Annotated in this window: 14 protein-coding genes; 8 read left to right on the forward strand and 6 right to left on the reverse strand. The window is 70.4% G+C overall.

What is annotated here, in order from left to right; all coding sequences use genetic code 11:
* Positions 1 to 127: 127 nt before the first annotated feature.
* On the reverse strand, positions 128 to 1,477 hold the full coding sequence (locus ACFVXA_RS04515; protein ID WP_362021729.1) for an FAD-binding oxidoreductase: 1,350 nt from the start codon (positions 1,475 to 1,477) through the stop codon (positions 128 to 130).
* Positions 1,478 to 1,601: 124 nt separating this feature from the next.
* Positions 1,602 to 1,739 carry a hypothetical protein gene (locus ACFVXA_RS04520; RefSeq protein ID WP_383736218.1) on the reverse strand — a complete coding sequence of 46 codons (138 nt, stop codon included), beginning with the start codon at positions 1,737 to 1,739 and terminating at the stop codon, positions 1,602 to 1,604.
* Here ACFVXA_RS04520 and ACFVXA_RS04525 point away from each other — a divergent pair.
* From ACFVXA_RS04525 to ACFVXA_RS04540, 4 genes are all read left to right on the forward strand, one after another.
* Positions 1,689 to 2,195, forward strand: a complete 507-nt coding sequence (locus ACFVXA_RS04525) for a phosphatase PAP2 family protein (protein WP_389747340.1) — start codon at positions 1,689 to 1,691, stop codon at positions 2,193 to 2,195. The genes ACFVXA_RS04520 and ACFVXA_RS04525 overlap by 51 nt on opposite strands.
* Complete coding sequence (locus ACFVXA_RS04530) at positions 2,192 to 3,136, forward strand: decaprenyl-phosphate phosphoribosyltransferase (protein ID WP_362021726.1); 945 nt, start codon at positions 2,192 to 2,194, stop codon at positions 3,134 to 3,136. Before ACFVXA_RS04525 ends, ACFVXA_RS04530 begins: the two co-directional genes overlap by 4 nt.
* Positions 3,137 to 3,231: 95 nt before the next feature.
* A complete protein-coding gene (locus tag ACFVXA_RS04535; protein ID WP_390023843.1) occupies positions 3,232 to 3,753 on the forward strand; it encodes a GtrA family protein in 522 nt (173 codons plus the stop codon).
* Positions 3,741 to 4,754 (forward strand): YihY/virulence factor BrkB family protein, encoded by a 1,014-nt coding sequence (locus ACFVXA_RS04540; protein WP_390023791.1) that lies wholly within the window; start codon positions 3,741 to 3,743, stop codon positions 4,752 to 4,754. Before ACFVXA_RS04535 ends, ACFVXA_RS04540 begins: the two co-directional genes overlap by 13 nt.
* Here the strand turns inward: ACFVXA_RS04540 and ACFVXA_RS04545 are convergent.
* On the reverse strand, positions 4,708 to 5,988 hold the full coding sequence (locus ACFVXA_RS04545; RefSeq protein WP_362021720.1) for a D-alanyl-D-alanine carboxypeptidase: 1,281 nt from the start codon (positions 5,986 to 5,988) through the stop codon (positions 4,708 to 4,710). The genes ACFVXA_RS04540 and ACFVXA_RS04545 overlap by 47 nt on opposite strands.
* Positions 5,989 to 6,160: 172 nt before the next feature.
* Between ACFVXA_RS04545 and ACFVXA_RS04550 the strand changes: the two genes are divergently transcribed.
* From ACFVXA_RS04550 to ACFVXA_RS04560, 3 genes are all read left to right on the forward strand, one after another.
* Positions 6,161 to 6,403 carry an SCO4848 family membrane protein gene (locus ACFVXA_RS04550; RefSeq protein WP_390023793.1) on the forward strand — a complete coding sequence of 81 codons (243 nt, stop codon included), beginning with the start codon at positions 6,161 to 6,163 and terminating at the stop codon, positions 6,401 to 6,403.
* A gap of 39 nt (positions 6,404 to 6,442) precedes the next feature.
* The gene (locus tag ACFVXA_RS04555; protein WP_390023795.1) at positions 6,443 to 7,783 is read left to right on the forward strand and encodes a metallophosphoesterase; all 1,341 of its coding nucleotides are present in this window, start codon (positions 6,443 to 6,445) and stop codon (positions 7,781 to 7,783) included.
* Positions 7,784 to 7,929: 146 nt separating this feature from the next.
* Positions 7,930 to 9,486, forward strand: a complete 1,557-nt coding sequence (locus ACFVXA_RS04560; RefSeq protein WP_389512927.1) for an ABC transporter substrate-binding protein — start codon at positions 7,930 to 7,932, stop codon at positions 9,484 to 9,486.
* Positions 9,487 to 9,595: 109 nt separating this feature from the next.
* Here the strand turns inward: ACFVXA_RS04560 and ACFVXA_RS04565 are convergent, their stop codons facing one another.
* The 3 genes from ACFVXA_RS04565 to ACFVXA_RS04575 form a co-directional block, all read right to left on the reverse strand.
* Complete coding sequence (locus ACFVXA_RS04565; RefSeq protein WP_390023797.1) at positions 9,596 to 11,587, reverse strand: sulfatase-like hydrolase/transferase; 1,992 nt, start codon at positions 11,585 to 11,587, stop codon at positions 9,596 to 9,598.
* A 294-nt stretch (positions 11,588 to 11,881) separates the two neighbouring features.
* A complete protein-coding gene (locus ACFVXA_RS04570; RefSeq protein ID WP_383735758.1) occupies positions 11,882 to 13,426 on the reverse strand; it encodes an ATP-binding protein in 1,545 nt (514 codons plus the stop codon).
* A gap of 14 nt (positions 13,427 to 13,440) precedes the next feature.
* The gene (locus tag ACFVXA_RS04575; RefSeq protein WP_362021703.1) at positions 13,441 to 14,130 is read right to left on the reverse strand and encodes a response regulator transcription factor; all 690 of its coding nucleotides are present in this window, start codon (positions 14,128 to 14,130) and stop codon (positions 13,441 to 13,443) included.
* Between the two features lie 174 nt (positions 14,131 to 14,304).
* Here ACFVXA_RS04575 and ACFVXA_RS04580 point away from each other — a divergent pair, with 174 nt between their 5' ends.
* Positions 14,305 to 16,710, forward strand: coding sequence for an MMPL family transporter (locus tag ACFVXA_RS04580; protein WP_390023845.1), 2,406 nt, complete (start codon positions 14,305 to 14,307; stop codon positions 16,708 to 16,710).
* Positions 16,711 to 16,832 lie beyond the last annotated feature (122 nt).

Below are 16,832 nucleotides of genomic sequence, written 5' to 3' on the forward strand. Positions count from 1 at the left end.
GGGGGACTGGGGACTGGGGGCTTGGTGGGCCAGGGTCTGGAGACCAGGGGCCAGGGCTAGGGGCTAGGGACTAGGGACTAGGGACCCGGGGGCTAGGGACCGGGGATCAGGGACCAGGGGCCGGGGCCTAGAGGGCGAGGCGGCGGGACAGGTCCGAGGTGAAGACTCCTCGGGGGTCCGACTCCCGGCGCAGGGAACGGAAGTCATCGAGCCGTGGATACATCCCGGCCAGCAGCTCGGGCCGCAGCCGCGCGTCCTTGGCGAGGTACACCCGCCCGTCGGCCGCGGCCACCTCCTCGTCCAGTTCGTCGAGGAAGGTGCCGAGCCCCGGCAGGTTCGCGGGGATGTCCAGGGCGAGGGTCCAGCCCGGCATCGGGAACGAGAGCCAGCCCGGATCGGCCGTCCCGAAGCGCTTCAGTACGGCGAGGAAGGACGGGCACCGGCGCTGGGAGATGCGCTGCACGATCCGGCGCAGGGCCTCCTCACGCCCGTACCCGACGACGAACTGGTACTGCACGAAGCCGCCGCGCCCGTAGACGCGGTTCCAGTGCGGCACCCCGTCGAGGGGGTGGAAGAAGGTCGAGATCTTCATCAGTTCACCGGTACGCGCGCGTGGTGCCTTCCGGTACCAGAGCTCATTGAAGAGGCCCACCGCCGTACGCCCCAGGAGCCCTTCCGGCAGGAAGGCGGGCGCGGACGGGAACTGCGAGGGACGGAACGTCAACGGGTGTCTCCGCGCGCGTGGCGGCAGGGCGCCCAGGGGCGCGTGATCACCGCGGGTCAGCACCGAGCGCCCCATCGACGCCCCGCGCGCGAGCAGATCGATCCAGGCGACGGAGTAGCGGTAGTGGTGGTCCGTGGCGGCGAGGCGGGCCATCAAGTCGTCCAGATCCGCCGCGCGTTCCGTGTCGACGGACATCAGCGAGGTCTCGACGGGCAGGAGCTGGACGGTCGCCGTGAGGATCACGCCGGTCAGGCCCATGCCGCCGGCCGTGGCGTCGAAGAGGGGCGTGCCCCGGCCGACCGTACGGATCTCGCCGTCCGCGGTCAGCAGCTCGAAGGAGAGGACGTGCCGGGCGAACGAGCCCGACACATGGTGGTTCTTGCCGTGGATGTCCGCGCCGATCGCGCCGCCGACGGTCACATAGCGGGTCCCGGGCGTGACCGGCACGAACCAGCCGAGGGGCAGCAGGACTTCCATCAGCCGGTGCAGGGACACCCCCGCGTCGCACAGGACGGTGCCGCCCGCCGCGTCGATCGCGTGGATCCGGTCCAGGCCCGTCATGTCGAGCACGGCCCCGCCCGCGTTCTGGGCCGCGTCCCCGTAGGCCCGCCCGAGGCCCCGGGCGATGCCTCCGCGGGTCCCGCACTCCCGGACGGCGGCGGCGGCCTCCTCGTAGGTGCGCGGGCGGACCAGGCGGGCGGTGGTCGGGGAGGTGCGGCCCCAACCGGTGACGGAGACGGTGTCGGCAGGCATGACCGTGACCGTAGCGCCGGTATGGGTGCATAACGCCCCTATGTCCCCAGCCCTCACGGCTCCTCACCGAAATGGGTGATTAATGGGATGTCGTCATTAATTAACTCGGTTCTGCGCCCGCTCCCTAGAAGAGTGAGATCGCATGGACGACCTTGACGACCATGACTGCATGGATCGACGGCTCGACGTCGTCGGGCACCGACTTGATGGCATGGACGACCAACGTGATGACATGGATCGCCGACTGCTGTCGGCACTCCATGCGTGGGCCATGGACCAGCGCGTGGCGGCTGCCGCGCGCGCCCTGTCCTGGAGTGGGGAGCACGGCGCGCTGTGGCTCGCGGCGGGGCTCGCGGGGGCGGCCGTCGACCGGGAGCGGCGCGGCGCGTGGTTGCGCGCGACGGCGCTCACCGCCGCCGCGCACGCCGCCAGCATGGGTGTGAAACGAATCGTGCGCCGTCCGCGCCCCGCGCACGTGGTGCCGCTGGTGCGCACGGCCGGGCGGCACTCCTTCCCGAGCTCGCACGCCACCTCGGCGGCGGCCGCCGCGGTCGCCTACGGCGCCCTCGGCGCGTCCGTGGTCCCTCCGCTCGCCGCAGCCATGTGCGTCTCGCGATTGGTCGTCGGCGTCCACTACCCCTCGGACGTCGCCGCGGGCGCCGCCCTGGGGGCCCTGACGGCCCGTCTGGGCGCCCGCTGGATCGGGGCCGTCCAATGACTGAGCGCGCCGCACTCCTGGAGCGCCCACCGGCCGCCGCGGCACCCGCGAGGAGCCTCACCGGCCTCGCCAAGGGGCTGATCAGGACCGCGCGCCCCCGCCAGTGGGTGAAGAACGTGCTGGTCGTGGCCGCCCCGGCTGCCGCGGGCCAGCTCTTCGCACGGCACGCGCTCGCCCAACTCGCGCTCGTCTTCGCGCTGTTCACGGCCTGCGCCTGCGCGGTGTATCTGATCAACGACGCCCGGGACGCCGTCGCCGACCGTGCCCACCCGGTCAAGTGTCACCGCCCGGTCGCCGCCGGCCAGGTCCCCGTGCAGGTCGCGTACGCCGTCGGGGGCGCCCTCGCGGTCCTCGCGCCGACCGCCGCCGCCTGGTTCTGCTCGCCCGTCGTCGCCGCGCTGCTGACCGCCTACGTCGGCATGCAACTGGCGTACTGCGTCACCCTGAAACACGTCCTGGTCGTGGACCTCGTCGTCGTCACGACCGGGTTCCTGATGCGCGCGATGATCGGCGGTCTCGCCCTCGGCATTCCGCTCTCGCGCTGGTTCCTGATCACCACCGGTTTCGGGGCACTGTTCATGGTCTCGGCGAAGCGTTACTCCGAAGCCGTGCAGATGGCCGGGAAGGAGGGCGCCACGCGCGCGTTGCTCACCGGGTACACCACCGGCTACCTGCGCTTCGTCTGGCAGCTGGCCGCCGGGGTCTCCGTCCTCGGCTACTGCCTGTGGGCCCTGGAGGAGGGCGGCGTGCCCAGCGCCGGGGTGCTCCCCTGGAGGCAGTTGTCGATGGTCGCGTTCATCCTGGCCATCCTGCGGTACGCCGTGTTCGCCGACCGGGGCACGGCGGGCGAACCCGAGGACGTGGTCCTGCGCGACCGCCCGCTCGCGCTCATCGGACTGGTGTGGCTGGCGATGTACGGCCTCGCCGTGGCCAACTGGTGACCGTCGCCGAGGGGCCGGTCGCCCCGGGGCCGGTCACCCACCTGCCGGTCGCCGAGGGGCGGCTCGCCACGGAGGCAGCCGTCAGGGAGGCAGTCATCACAGAGACAGTCGCCACGGAGGCAGCCGTCACGGAGGCGGTCGCCGGGGCGCCGGTTGCCCCCAGGCTCACCGCCCGCAACGGACTCGCCCGGGAACTCCTCGGCTTCGCCACCGCCGGAATCCTCGCCTACGCCGCCGACCTCGGCCTCTTCGTCTGGCTGCGCGGCCCCGTGGGCCTCGACCCGCTCGCCGCCAAGGCGCTGGCCTTCGTTGCCGGTTGCTCGGTGGCGTACGCGGGCAACGCGCTCGGCACCTACCGGCACACGACCACACGCGGCCCGCGCCAGTACGTGATCTTCTTCGCGGTGAACGTCGCGGGCGCCCTCCTCCAACTGCTGTGCATCGCCGTCAGCCACTACGGCCTCGGGTTCACCTCGCAGCGCGCGGACACCGTCTCCGGAGCCGGAATCGGTATGGCACTCGCCACTGTCCTGCGTTTTTGGGGTACCCGGACCTTGGTTTTCCGAGGTGTTCGAGGTGGGCGAGACGGGGGCAGAGTCGGATCATGGACTGGCTGAAGAAGCTTCCCGGTGTGGGGCCCCTGGTCACGCGCCTGATGGCCACGCACGCGTGGCGGTCGTACGAGCGGCTGGACCGGGTGAAGTGGACGAGGCTCGCCGCGGCGATGACGTTCATCAGCTTCGTGGCGCTCTTCCCGCTGTTGACGGTCACCGCCGCGGTCGCGGCCGCCACGCTGAGCACCAGCCAGCAGCAGCAGCTCCAGGACAAGATCGCCGAGCAGGTGCCGGGAATCTCCGACCAGCTGGACATCAACGGCCTGGTGCAGAACGCCGGCACGATCGGTCTCATCGCGGGTGCCGTCCTGCTGTTCACCGGCATCGGCTGGGTCGGCTCGATGCGGGACTGCCTGCGTGCGGTCTGGGAGCTGCCCGACGGCGAGGAGAACCCCTTCCTGCGCAAGCTCACGGACGCCGGCGTACTCGTCGGGCTCGGCGGCGCCGTGCTGGTCACCATCGCCGCCTCCACCGTCGCGTCCACGATGGTGGGTTGGTCGGCCCGGCACCTCGGCATCGACGAGAACGGCTGGGGAAGCGTGCTGCTCCAGGTCGCCGCGTTCGCCGTCGCCGTGCTCGCCGACTTCCTGGTCCTGCTGTACGTCCTCACGCTGCTGCCCGGCGTGGAGCCGCCGCGCCGTCGGCTGATCGTCGCCGCGCTCATCGGCGCCGCCGGGTTCGAGCTGCTGAAGCTGCTGCTCAGCGGCTATATGCGGGGAGTGGCGTCGAAGAGCATGTACGGCGCCTTCGGGGTGCCGATCGCGCTGCTGCTGTGGATCAACTTCACCGCCAAGCTGCTGTTGTTCTGCGCCGCCTGGACGGCGACGCAGAGCGATGACTCCCCGGCGGACCGGCAGGATCGAGAGGATCCGACGGACTCGACGGACTCGACGGACTCGGCGGCCTCGAGGGACTCGAAGGCCTCGAAGGACTCGGCGGCCTCGAAGGCCCCGGGGGTCAGCGGCGGCGGCGCATCAGATCCGGCAGCGGCCACCGGCGGTTGACCAGGAAGACACCGGCCGCGAGCAGGACCAGGAGGCCGCCGGTCACGGCCAGGGCGACCCCGAAGCCGCTCGAACGGCCCCGCGCGCCGGTGGCGGCGGCCACCGGCTTGGTGGACGCGTCGCCGGTCCTGCCCGCGGCGGGGCTGGAGGCGTTCGCGCCGGGCTGTGCGCTCGTGTCGACGCCCTTCGGCGGTACCAGCTCACCCACCGGCTGGACCTTGCCGCTCGCCTTGAAGCCCCAGTCGAAGAGCCGCGCGGCCTCCTTGTAGACCTCGTTGTGCTCGTTCTTCTCCGGGTTCATGACCGTGACGAGCAGCACTCTGCCGTCGCGCTCGGCGACGCCGGTGAAGGTGGCGCCCGCGTTGGTGGTGTTGCCGTTCTTCACGCCCGCGATGCCCTGGTAGGTGGAGACGTCGCTGTCGCCCGTCAGGAGGCGGTTGGTGTTCTGGATCTCGAAGGACTCTCGGGTTGTTTTGCCCTTTTTGTTCTTTGTGGTCTCGCCCGGGAACGTCGCCCGTACCGTCGAGCAGTACTCCCGGAAGTCCTTCTTCTGCAGTCCGGAGCGGGCGAACAGGGTCAGGTCGTACGCCGACGACACCTGGCCCTTCGCGTCGTAGCCGTCGGGGCTGACCACGTGGGTGTCGAGGGCCTGGAGCTCCTCGGCGTGCGCCTGCATGTCCTTCACCGTCTGCTCCACGCCGTGGTTCATCGCGGACAGCACGTGTACGGCGTCGTTGCCCGAGCGCAGGAAGACGCCGAGCCACAGGTCGTGGACCGTGTAGGTCTCGTTCTCCCTTATCCCCACCATGCTGGAGCCCGCGCCGATGCCCGCCAGGTCGGTGGGGACCACCTTGTGCTTCGTGCTCTTCGGGAACTTCGGCAGCACCGTGTCGGCGAACAGCATCTTCAGCGTGCTCGCCGGGGGCAGCCGCCAGTGCGCGTTGTGGGCGGCCAGCACGTCGCCGGACTCCGCGTCCGTGACGATCCAGGAGCGCGCGGTGAGGTCCTTGGGAAGCACGGGGGCGCCGCTGCCGAGGTTCACCTGGGTTCCGGGCCGGCCGAGCCGTTCGCCTCCGACGCTCGACATGTTCGCCGGGGGAGTGGCCGACGGGCTCGTGGCCGGCGTCGCTGTCGGGCTCGTGTCCGCGAACGCGGGTGCGGTGAGCGAAAGGGACAACAGGGTGGCGGAAGTGACCAGCAAGGATCGCCTGGCGGTCTTATTGGTGGCGGGCACGGTCGAGAAAGTACAGGGATCGGGTCGGGAAGTCCCATCAGCGGGTCGCGAAGTCCCATCGGCCGGTCGCGAAGCCCCATCGGCTGGTCGGTACGCCCCACCGATCGGTCGGGTCCTCTCGCCCTTCCCACCCCGGCGCCGGGTCCCGGACGGGCGCGGCGATACTGGACCCATGAAGCTCAGCCGCCCCGTCTCCTGGTTCCTGCTCGCCTTCGGGGTGTGGAGCTGGGTCATCTGGATCACTTTCGTCAAGAACCTTTGGAAGGACGGCAGCGGGCTCGCGTTCGACGACGCGGGCGATCCGACGGCGTACTTCTGGGTGCACCTGACGCTCGCCGTCGTCTCCTTTGTGTTGGGGATGGTCGTCGGGGTCATCGGGTTGCGCGGGGTGCGCGCTTTGCGCCAGACGTCATAACGGGACAACGGGGATACGGCTTACGGGGGACAGCGCGGCATGGTCATCGTCTTCGTGCTGACGGGCGTGGCCGCGCTGGCCGTGCTCGGTGGGCTGCACTGGTACGCGTGGCGCCGGTTGGTGCGGGACACCACGGCCGGGCCGGGGGTGGCCCGCCGGGTGGGTGCGGTCCTGTTCGTCGCGGGGCCCCTGTCGATGCTCGGCGCCGTCGCGAGTGAGCGCGCCGGGGCACCGTTCTGGCTTCAGCGGGTGCTGGCCTGGCCCGGGTTCCTGTGGATGGCACTGGCGATCTATCTGGTGCTGGCGCTGCTGGCGGGGGAGTTCGTACGGCCGGTGGCACGGCGGGTCATGGAGCGGCGAACGGCCCTCCCGCCCGCGCCTGCCGCCGGGGGTGAGCCGGAGCCGCCCCGGAGCGTCCGTCCTCGGTCCGGGGAGGAATCGGCGGATTCGGAAGCCGAGGGCGTCGACGGGCCCTCCGCCGCGGTCGGACAGTCCGGAGCGTCCTCTTCGGTCGGATCGGCGGGTGCGGGCCGCCCCCCGTCGAGCGCCGGTGACCCCTCGCGGCGGCTCTTCGTCTCCCGGGTGGTGGGCGGGGCCGCCGCGGCCGCCGCCGTGGGGACGGTCGGGTACGGGACGTACGGCGTGCTGCGGGGGCCCAGGGTGAAGCGGGTCACCGTGCCGTTGGCGAAGCTGCCGAGGTCGGCTCATGGGTTCCGGATCGCGGTGGTCAGCGACATCCATCTGGGGCCGGTGCTCGGCCGCGGGTTCGCGCAGAAGGTCGTGGACACCATCAATTCCACGCAGCCCGATCTCATCGCCGTGGTCGGTGACCTGGTCGACGGGAGCGTGAAGGACCTCGGTCCGGCGGCGGCACCGCTCGCTCGGCTCAGGGCGCGGCATGGGGCGTACTTCGTGACGGGGAATCACGAGTACTTCTCGGGTGCCGAGCAGTGGGTCCAAGAAGTACGGGCGCTGGGGATCCACCCGCTGGAGAACGCGCGGACCGAGATGGCCGGATTCGATCTCGCGGGCGTGAATGACGTACAGGGGGAGAGCGAGGGGCAGGGGCCCGACTTCGGGAAGGCGCTCGGGGACCGGGACACGGCGCGGGCGTGTGTGCTGCTCGCACATCAGCCCGTGCAGATTCATGAGGCCGTGCGGTACGGAGTCGATCTGCAGTTGTCCGGGCACACCCATGGAGGGCAGTTGTGGCCGGGGAACTTCATCGCCGCCGCGGCCAACCCGACAGTCGCGGGACTGGAGCGGTACGGCGACACCCAGTTGTACGTCTCCCGGGGAGCGGGGGCCTGGGGACCACCCACGCGGGTGGGTGCTCCCTCGGACATCACGGTCGTGGAGCTGGCGTCCGGACAAGCCTGAGAGTGGGCTGTGAAACAGGCCTGAAATGATCGTTTGAATCCGCTCGGCCCACTCTTCCGGAACTCTTCCCCCGGTTGAAACTCCTGTGGTTAGGTGATCCGCGTCACTAGGGGAGTGACACGCGGTGGGCCTGGGGAGGGGCACCGATGCGATCGGTTCGCATACGGATTCTCGCGACGCTTCTTGTGCTGGCGGGCGTGGGTGTGGGTGGCTGGCAGTTACTGCCGGCGAAGCAGAACAGCAACAAGACGATCACGGTCGGCACGACGGACGCCGTCACGTCACTCGATCCGGCGGGCGCGTACGACGCGGGCTCCTGGGCGCTGTTCAGCAATGTGTTCCAGTCGCTGCTGACGTTCGAGCCGGGTGGCGCCGCCCCCGTGCCGGACGCGGCGAAGAGCTGCGGCTTCGTGGGCAGCGGGCTGCGCACGTATCGCTGTACGTTGCGCGACGACCTGACGTTCCCGAGCGGGCGCAAGATGACCGCCGAGGACGTGAAGTTCTCCTTCGAGCGGGTGAAGCGCATCAACTCCGAGGTGGGACCCGCGTCCCTCTTCACCACTCTCGGCTCGGTCGACGCGCGGGACCTCACGGTCACCTTCCATCTGTCCTCGCCCGACGCCACCTTCCCGTTCAAGGTCGCCACCGGCGCCGGCTCGATCGTCGACCACACCCGCTACCCCAAGCGCGCCCTGCGCACCGACACCGGCGCCGACGGCACCGGAATGTACGCCCTGAAGACGTATACGAAGAACAAGCGGGCCGTTCTCGCCACCAACCCGCACTACAAGGGCGCGGTCAAGGAGACCGGCCGGCCCATCGTGCTGCGCTACTACGCCGACTCGCAGGCGCTGGAAGCGGGCTGGAAGGCGAAGCAGTTCGACGTCGCCGCCCGCCAGCTGCCCCCCGAGATGCTCGCCGACCTCTCGCCGAGTGACCCGAAGCAGCGGGTCACGGAGGTCGACAGCGCCGAGACGCGCAACCTCGTCCTCAACGTGCGCGCGAACTCGCCCCTGCACGACCGGCGGGTACGGCAGGCCATCGCCGCGCTCATCAACCGCGAGGAACTGGTCAGCCAGACGTACAAGGGCACCACCGACGCGCTGTACGGGCTGATCCCCGCGGGGATCACGGGGCACGCGACGTCGTTCTTCGACGACTACCCCAGGCCCGACGCGAAGAAGGCGAAGGCCCTGCTGACCGAGGCCGGGGTGACGCTGCCCGTGCGCTTCACCTACGGGTACGCCGAGGGGCGCGGCGCCGCGGGGCCGGAGGCCGCCGAGCTCAAGCGGCAGCTGGAGGCGAGCGGGCTGTTCAAGGTGTCGACCAAGGGCTACGAGTGGACCGACTTCCAGAAGCGGTACGCCGAGGGCCAGTTGGACGCGTGGGCGGTCGGCTGGGTCGCCGACTACCCCGACCCGGACACCTTCGGCGCGCCGCTCGTCGGCACCGGCAACAGCATGAAGAACGGCTACAGCAGCAAGGCGGCCGACCAGGTGATTCTGGAGAGCCGGCAGTACGAGGACCGCAGCCGCACGACCGCCTCCTTCCGGCAGCTCCAGGAAGTCGTGGCGCAGGACGTGCCGCTGATTCCCCTGTGGCAGCGCAAGGAGTATGTGCTCAGCAGTGAGGACGTCGGAGGCGGTCAGTATCTGTCGGACGGGACCGGTGTCTTCCGCCTCTGGCGGCTGGGCTGGATATGACCACTGACGTGATCTCGCCGGGTGCTCCCGCACCCCGGTGACCTCACCGCCGGTGGTCGTGTCCCCGAGACCCACGGTCGGGCGCCGCCGGCCGCGGCGCCCAGGTGGCTCAGGGGTGGGGCGTGGAGCCGTACGTCGTCAGGAAGCGGTCCCGGAAGTCACTCATCTTCCAGACCGGGGTGTCGTGCTTCGGCTGCAGTCCGTCCGCCCAGCCCCAGTCGGCGATCTTGTCGAGCACCTTCGGGTCCTTGGCGACGATCGAGACCGGCACGTCACGGCTGGCGTGGTTGCCGCTGACCCGGGCGATGGGCTGGTGGTCGCCGAGGAAGATCAGCACGGTGTTCTTGTTGCCGTACTTCACCAGGTAGTTGATCAGGCTCGACACCGAGTACTGGATGGACTTGCCGTACTCCTCCTTGGACTTGGTGGAGTCGGTGACGATGTCCCCGGGCTTCTTGCCCGCCTTCTCGATGGCGTCGTAGATCGAACCGTCCCCGACCTGGTCCTGCGGGACCAGCTTGGGGATCGGCGCCCAGGGCTGGTGGCTGGAGGTCAGGATGATCGTCGACATCAGCGGCTTGTCGTGCTTCTTGCCGTGCACCAGGCGCTCGAACGCGGTCAGCGCGTACTGGTCGGGCATGGTCGACCAGCTGAACTTTGGTCCCTTGTAGCCGAGATCGCGGGAGTCGTAGAGCTTGTCGATGCCGTAGAAGTGCTGCTCGGGCCAGGCCTTCTGGACGCCCGGCATGACACCGACGGTGTCCCAGGCGCCCGTCTTCTTGAAGGCACCGGGGAGGGTCAGGTGATCGCCCGCGGTGACAGTGCGGTAGCGCTGCTGGTTGTTGATCCACAGGCCGGACAGGAAGGTGGAGTGGCCCAGCCAGCTGCTTCCGCCGTACGTCGCCGACGTCAGCCAGCCGCTCTTCGCCGCGAACCCGGCCTGGGTCAGCTTCTCGTTCTCGGCGGTGAGGGTCGCGTCGACGCCCGGCGCCATGACCGCGTCCTCGATCGCGCTGCGGCCGTAGCTCTCGATGAAGGTGATCATCATGTCCTTGCCGCGCAGCCCCGTCAGCAGTTGGTCCGGGGGGGTGTCGGCGAAGGTGTCCTTCTTGGCCACCTTGGCGAACGCCGCCTCGTCGCGCAGGGTGGCCCGCACCCGCGTGGCACGGTCCTGGACGGCCAGCGTGGTGTGCTCCGAGGCGACCGGTACGCCGTTGAACTGCACGCCGAGCGCCGCGCAGGTGACCCAGACGATGGCCAGCACCAGCGTCGTACGCGTCGCCATCTCGGTGTTCCGCGCCACCAGGTTGCCCAGCCGGACGACCGACAGGGTCATCAGGGCGAGTACGGCGATCACCAGCGCCACGACCAGGACCACGATGCCGAGCGCGCCGTTCTTGCCGAACGTGTCCTGGAGATACGCCTGCGCGTCGCTGAACAGGGACCAGTCGAGGACGACGTTGAATCCGCGCCCGAGGTATTCGTTGAAGCCGACGTCGAGGAAGTTCAGGATGGTCAGTACGCCCAGGCTCAGCCCGGCGAGCGCCGCCACGGCGATCCGCGGAGTGCGCGGCAGGACGATCAGCACGGCGGCGCCGAAGATCGCCTCCACCGGGATGCGGATGAACTCCGCGAGCCGGAAGCTGTCGGCCTGGTTCGGCATGACCAGTGCGAACAGCACCAGCGCGGCGGCCACGACGGTCGTGGTCCACGCCAGGGTGCGGGCCGCCACGGGGTACTTCTCCCGCCATCCGCGCCAGCGCCACCGGCCGCGGGTGGGCGCGGAGGCGGAGGCGGGGGCGCCTTCCGCGGAGGCTTCGCCGGCCTCGGCGGCGGCTTCGGCCGGGGCATCGCCGGCCTCGGAGGTGGCTTGGGCGGGGGCTGCTTGGGCGGGGGCTGCTTCGCCGTCCTCGGACGGGGTTGTGGCCGGGGCTTCACTGTCCTCGGACGTGGCTGTGGCTGTGGCTGTGGCCGGGGCCTCGTGGTCGCCCGAGGTGGGCGGCTCGGCCGTGTCCTCCGCGGCGGCCTCCGGCGCGGGACCCTCCTCCGGAGGCTCCTCGTCCGTGTTCGGCAGCTGTCGAGAGCTCGTGTTGAACGACAACCCGGCGGTCCTTCCGTGCGAAGCCCGGTGGTGGCGCGGCGGACCAGGCTGGGGACGTCGGGGCCGCCTTCATCTGTACCTGAATCTGTGTACGGCGCCGTGGCGGCCCGTGTTCAATCATCCAGGTCAGCTTCTCCCCAAGTCCGTTCCAGCAGGTCACCGTGGAGAAGATGTCACCATCACCGCCCTGAAAGCACGAGCGTCATGGCGCCGAAGGCACGAGTGTCACCGCCCCGGAAGCATGAGCGTCATCGCGCCGAAGGCACGAGTGTCACCGCCCCGACGGCACGAGCGTCACCGCGCCGGAAGGGTCACCGTCACCGCCAGCCCCGCTCCCGGTGCCGTCCGTACCGCCACCTCGCCCCCGTGTGCCGTCACCACGCCCTGCACGATCGCCATCCCGAGTCCGCTGCCCGCTCCGCCGCCCGCCCGGAAGAACCGGTCGAAGATGCGCGCCGCGTCCTCCTCCGGGAGCCCCGGGCCCTGGTCCGCGACACACAGTCGTACGACGCCGTCCTCGCGCTCCAGACCCAGCCGCACCGGCACTTCGGCGGAGGTGTGGGTGCGTACGTTGCCCACGAGGTTGCCGAGCACCTGGCGCAGCCCCGACTCGTCGGCCCGGACGAGCAGTGTTCCGTCGGCGCCCACGGTCACCGGGCGCCCCGGCTGCTGGGCCCGCAGGTCCTCGGCCGCGTCCCGCACCAGGCGGCTCAGATCGACGTTCCTGAAGCGGAGTTCGGGCCGCTGGTCGAGCCGGGCGAGGGTGAGCAGTTCGTCCACGAGCCGGCCCATGCGGTCGGCCTCCGCGTTCATCCGGTCCCAGGCCCGCCTGCGTTCGACGGGATCGGTCAGCATTCCCTTCTCGTACAGCTGGAGATAGCCGCGTATCGCCGACAGCGGTGTGCGCAGTTCGTGCGAGGCGTCGCCGACGAAACGGCGCAGCTGGGCCGCGCTGCGTTCGCGCGTCCGGTACGCCGACTCGACCTGGTGGAGCATGGAGTTGAGGGCGAGCCGCAGCTGTTCGACCTCCTGGGTCGGATGGTGGCTGGAGGGCACGCGCCGGGTGAGATCCCCCTCGGCGATCGCCGACGAGGTCTCCACCATGTCCTCCAGCGGCCGCATCCGGCGGCGCACGCTGAACATCGTCAGGCACGCGAGCAGCGCCAACAGCAGCGTCCCGATCGCCACATCGAGCTTGAGCGCCTTCGCTATGCCCTTGTGCAGCGCGTCGGTCGAGTTGGCCAGCAGGATGTACGTCCCGTCGGCGAGCCGTGCCCCGGTCGCCCGGTAGGAGGCGCCGTGCACCGTGATGTCGTGCGGCTCGCTGTCGGCGGCGAGCGCGCGGGGGTCGTGCACGGCGGCGGCGAGCGCGCGCTGGGTGCTGGTGGGCGTGAAGCCGGCGACGTCGACGGCCTTCCCGGTCGCGTCGACCGCCGCGAAGATCGAGTCCGGCTTCGCCGACCCGTCCGTGGGTGCCAGCATGTGGTCGCGTACGAGCGCCAGCGCGCTCAACGAGTCGATCTGCCGCATCGTCAGCCGCGTACTGCTCAGCGAGTCCCGTGTATGGGAGAGGTCCGTGTCGATCTGGTCGAGCAGGTAGTGCCGCATGCCCATCAGGCTGACGGCGGTCGCCACGACGATGCCGAGGGCCAGCAGTCCCACGTTCGCGAGCGTCAGCTTGCCGCGCAGGGAATGCACACCGTGCCGGCACAGCGGGCGCCGACCCCTCACGCCCCCCGCGTTCTTCACGCCCCCCGCGTTCTTCACGCCCCCCGGATTCTTCACGCGCCCCGGGATCTTCACGCGTGCCAGGGACTTCGCCCGGTCCGGGATCTTCATGCGCGGCAGGCTCTTCACGCGAGCCCGTACCCGACGCCCCGCCGCGTCTGGATCACCGGCGGCCCGAGCGGTTCGAGCTTGCGCCGCAGATAGCTGATGTACGTCTCCACCACGGTCGACTCGGCCGAGTGCTCGTACTGCCACACATGGCGCAGGAGTTGCTCCTTGGGCACGATCCGGCCGCCGTTGCGGACCAGGAAGCGCAGCAGGGCGTACTCGGTGGGGGTGAGCTCGACCGTGCGGCCCGCGCGGTGGACGCGATAGGTCGTCTCGTCCAGCTCCAGGTCGCCGTACCGCAGGGGCGGGCGCTGGGGCAGGACGTCGTCGGGGCGCGTACGTCGCAGTACGGCGGTGATCCGGGCGACGACCTCGTCAATGTTGAACGGCTTGGTGATGTAGTCGTCGCCGAAGCCGAGCGCGCCCACGATCTCGGCGGGCGCGTCCCGCGCGGTGAGGAAGACGATCGCCAGGTCCGGCCGGCGCAGTCGCAGTTCGCGGCCCAGTGCCCGGCCGTCGCCGTCCGGCAGCATCACGTCGAGCAGCGCCGCGTCGGGACGGGTGCGCTCGGCGAGCGCGAGCGCCTGGCGGACGGTGCCCGCGGTCATCACCTCGAAGCGGTGGTAGCGCAGCGCGATGGAGAGGACGTCCGCGATGCTCGGCTCGTCCTCGACGACGAGGACGGTGGCTCCCTCGTGTGCGGTCATGCCCCCAGTATCCGCAGCGGCACCGACAGCGGGGGCGGTCCGCGCCTTGGAGTTCCTTGAGAGTCATGGGCGGGTCGTGTCCACGCGCGCGCGGCGCCGCCGATCCTGTAGCCCAGGACCTGGGGGACCAACGGACCGATCGACTGTGAACTAAGGAGCTTGAGCGTGGCGACATTGGCACGGTGGTGCTATCGGCACCGGCTGGTGGTCCTGTTGCTGTGGGTGGGGGCGCTGTTCGGACTGGGCTTCGCGGCGTCCACCGCGGGCACGGACTACGCGAACGTCTTCTCCCTCCCGAACACGGACTCCAAACGCGCGTACGACCTGATGGAAAAGGCCTTCCCGGACAGCGCGGGCGACACCGACACGGTGGTGTGGAAGGTCGACGGGGGCACGGTACGGGACCAGTCCGTAGAGACCCGGATCCAGCCCGCGCTGGACAAGATCTCCAGGATGAAGGGCGTCGGCGGCGTCACCAGCCCGTACTCGGGCCGACAGGGTGCGGCGCAGATCAGTTTCAACGGGAGGATCGCGTACGCCCAGATCACCTTCGCCGAGCAGGCGAACGCCGTGCCCAAGGAACTGGTGCAGAGCGTCGTCGACACCGCGCAGAACGCCGAGCGCTCCGGCCTTCAGGTCGAACTGGGCGGTCAGGCGATCCAGCGGGTGCAGGAACCGCCCACCGGACTCGCCGAGATGGTCGGCATCCTGGCCGCGGCCCTCGTCCTCTTCCTCGCCTTCGGATCCCTCTTCGCGATGCTGCTGCCGATCGCCATCGCGCTCTTCGGAGTGGGCACGGGCCTGTTCTCCACGCAGCTGCTCAGCCACACCACCGACATCCCCGACCTGGCCCCGCTGCTCGCCACGCTGATCGGCCTGGGCGTCGGCATCGACTACGCGCTGTTCATCGTCACCCGGCACCGGCGCGGCATCCTGCGCGGCATGGACCCGCAGGAGTCGGCGGTCACCGCCCTGAACACCTCCGGCCGGGCGGTGCTGTTCGCGGGCGGCACGGTGTGCATCGCGCTCGCCGGGATGCTCGTGACGAACCTGCGCTTCCTGGACGGCGTGGTCATCGGCACCTCGCTCACGGTCATCTTCAGCGTGCTCGCGGCGGTCACCCTGCTGCCGGCCCTGCTCGGACTCCTCGGCACCCGGGTGCTCAGCCGCCGCCAGCGCCGCAAGCTGGAGGCCAAGGGGCCCGAGCCGGAGCGGGCGAGCGGTGCCGCGGCACGCTGGTCGGCGAACGTGCAGCGCCGCCCTCGTACGATCGCCGCCGTGGCCCTGGTCGTCATGGCCGTCCTGGCGCTGCCCGTACTGTCGCTGCGCCTCGGCGCCACCGACCAGGGCAACGACGACGCCTCGACGACGACCAGGCAGGCGTACGACCTGCTCGCCGAGGGATTCGGGCCCGGGTTCAACGGCCCGTTGCAGGTGGTGTCGTCCGGCGGGGACTCCGACGCGCTGGTGCGGGGCATCCGTGAGACCGACGGGGTCGCCCGGGTCGCCGCGCTCCCGCCCGCGCACGGGGTCTCGGTGATCCAGGTGGTGCCGAAGACCTCACCGCAGTCGGAGCAGACCGACCAGCTCATCGACACCTTGCGCGACACGGTGATTCCGGACGCCGGGGCCACCGCCCACGTCGGTGGCGTGACCGCCGTCTCCAAGGACTTCGCGTCCATCACCGGTGACCGGCTGCCGTACTTCATCGCCACGATCATCGGTCTGGGCTTCCTGCTCCTGCTGGTGGCCTTCCGCTCCTTGGTGGTGCCGCTGACGGCCGCACTGATGAACCTGATCGCCGCGGCGGCCTCCTTCGGCGTCCTCACCGCGGTCTTCCAGTGGGGCTGGGGCCTGGACCTGCTCGGGCTCGGCAAGGAGGGGCCGATCAACGCCTTCCTGCCGGTCATCATGCTGTCCCTGCTCTTCGGCCTCTCGATGGACTACCAGGTCTTCCTGGTGAGCCGGATGCACGAGGAGTGGGTGCACACGAAGGACAACGCGCGGGCTGTCCGGGTGGGTCTCGCGGAGACCAGCCGGGTCATCAACTCCGCCGCCCTGATCATGGTCTGTGTCTTCCTGGCCTTCGTGCTGAGCGGTGACTCGGGGGCCGCGATGGCGGGCGTCGGGCTCGCCGCGGCCGTCGCCCTCGACGCCTTCATTCTCCGTACGGCCCTGGTGCCGGCCGCGATGCATCTGCTCGGCAAGTCCAACTGGTGGCTGCCCGCCGGGCTGGAGAAGCGGTTGCCGCATCTGGCGGTGGAGCCGAAGGAGGAGGTCCTGGAGGAGTCTCCCGCGGTGGGCGGCGCCTCGGTGGTCCACGGCTTCGTCCGCACCGCCGAGGGCGACCCGGTCGAGGCCGCGGTGGTGACCCTTCTGTCGAAGGGCGGCCGCCAACTCGACCGTGTCACCTCGCTGGCGGACGGCTCGTACATCGTGTCGGTGCCGGCGCCCGGCACGTACCTGCTCGCGGCGTCGGCCGCGTCGCACGGCGCCCGCGCACGGCACGTGGTCGTGGAGGACGGACCACTGGTGTACGACGTGGAGTTGGCCGAGGGAGAGGTCGACGCGGTGAACTGAGCCGCTCTGCGGGGCCCTGATTCCTACCAGGCTCTGATTCCTACCGGGCCCTGAATCCCAACCGGGTCTTCTCGGGGACCCGTTCAAAAACGGTCCCCTGGGGCCTGTCCGGCGGATCATGC

Source organism: Streptomyces sp. NPDC058246 (assembly GCF_042881985.1).
In the GTDB taxonomy this organism is placed as follows: domain Bacteria; phylum Actinomycetota; class Actinomycetes; order Streptomycetales; family Streptomycetaceae; genus Streptomyces.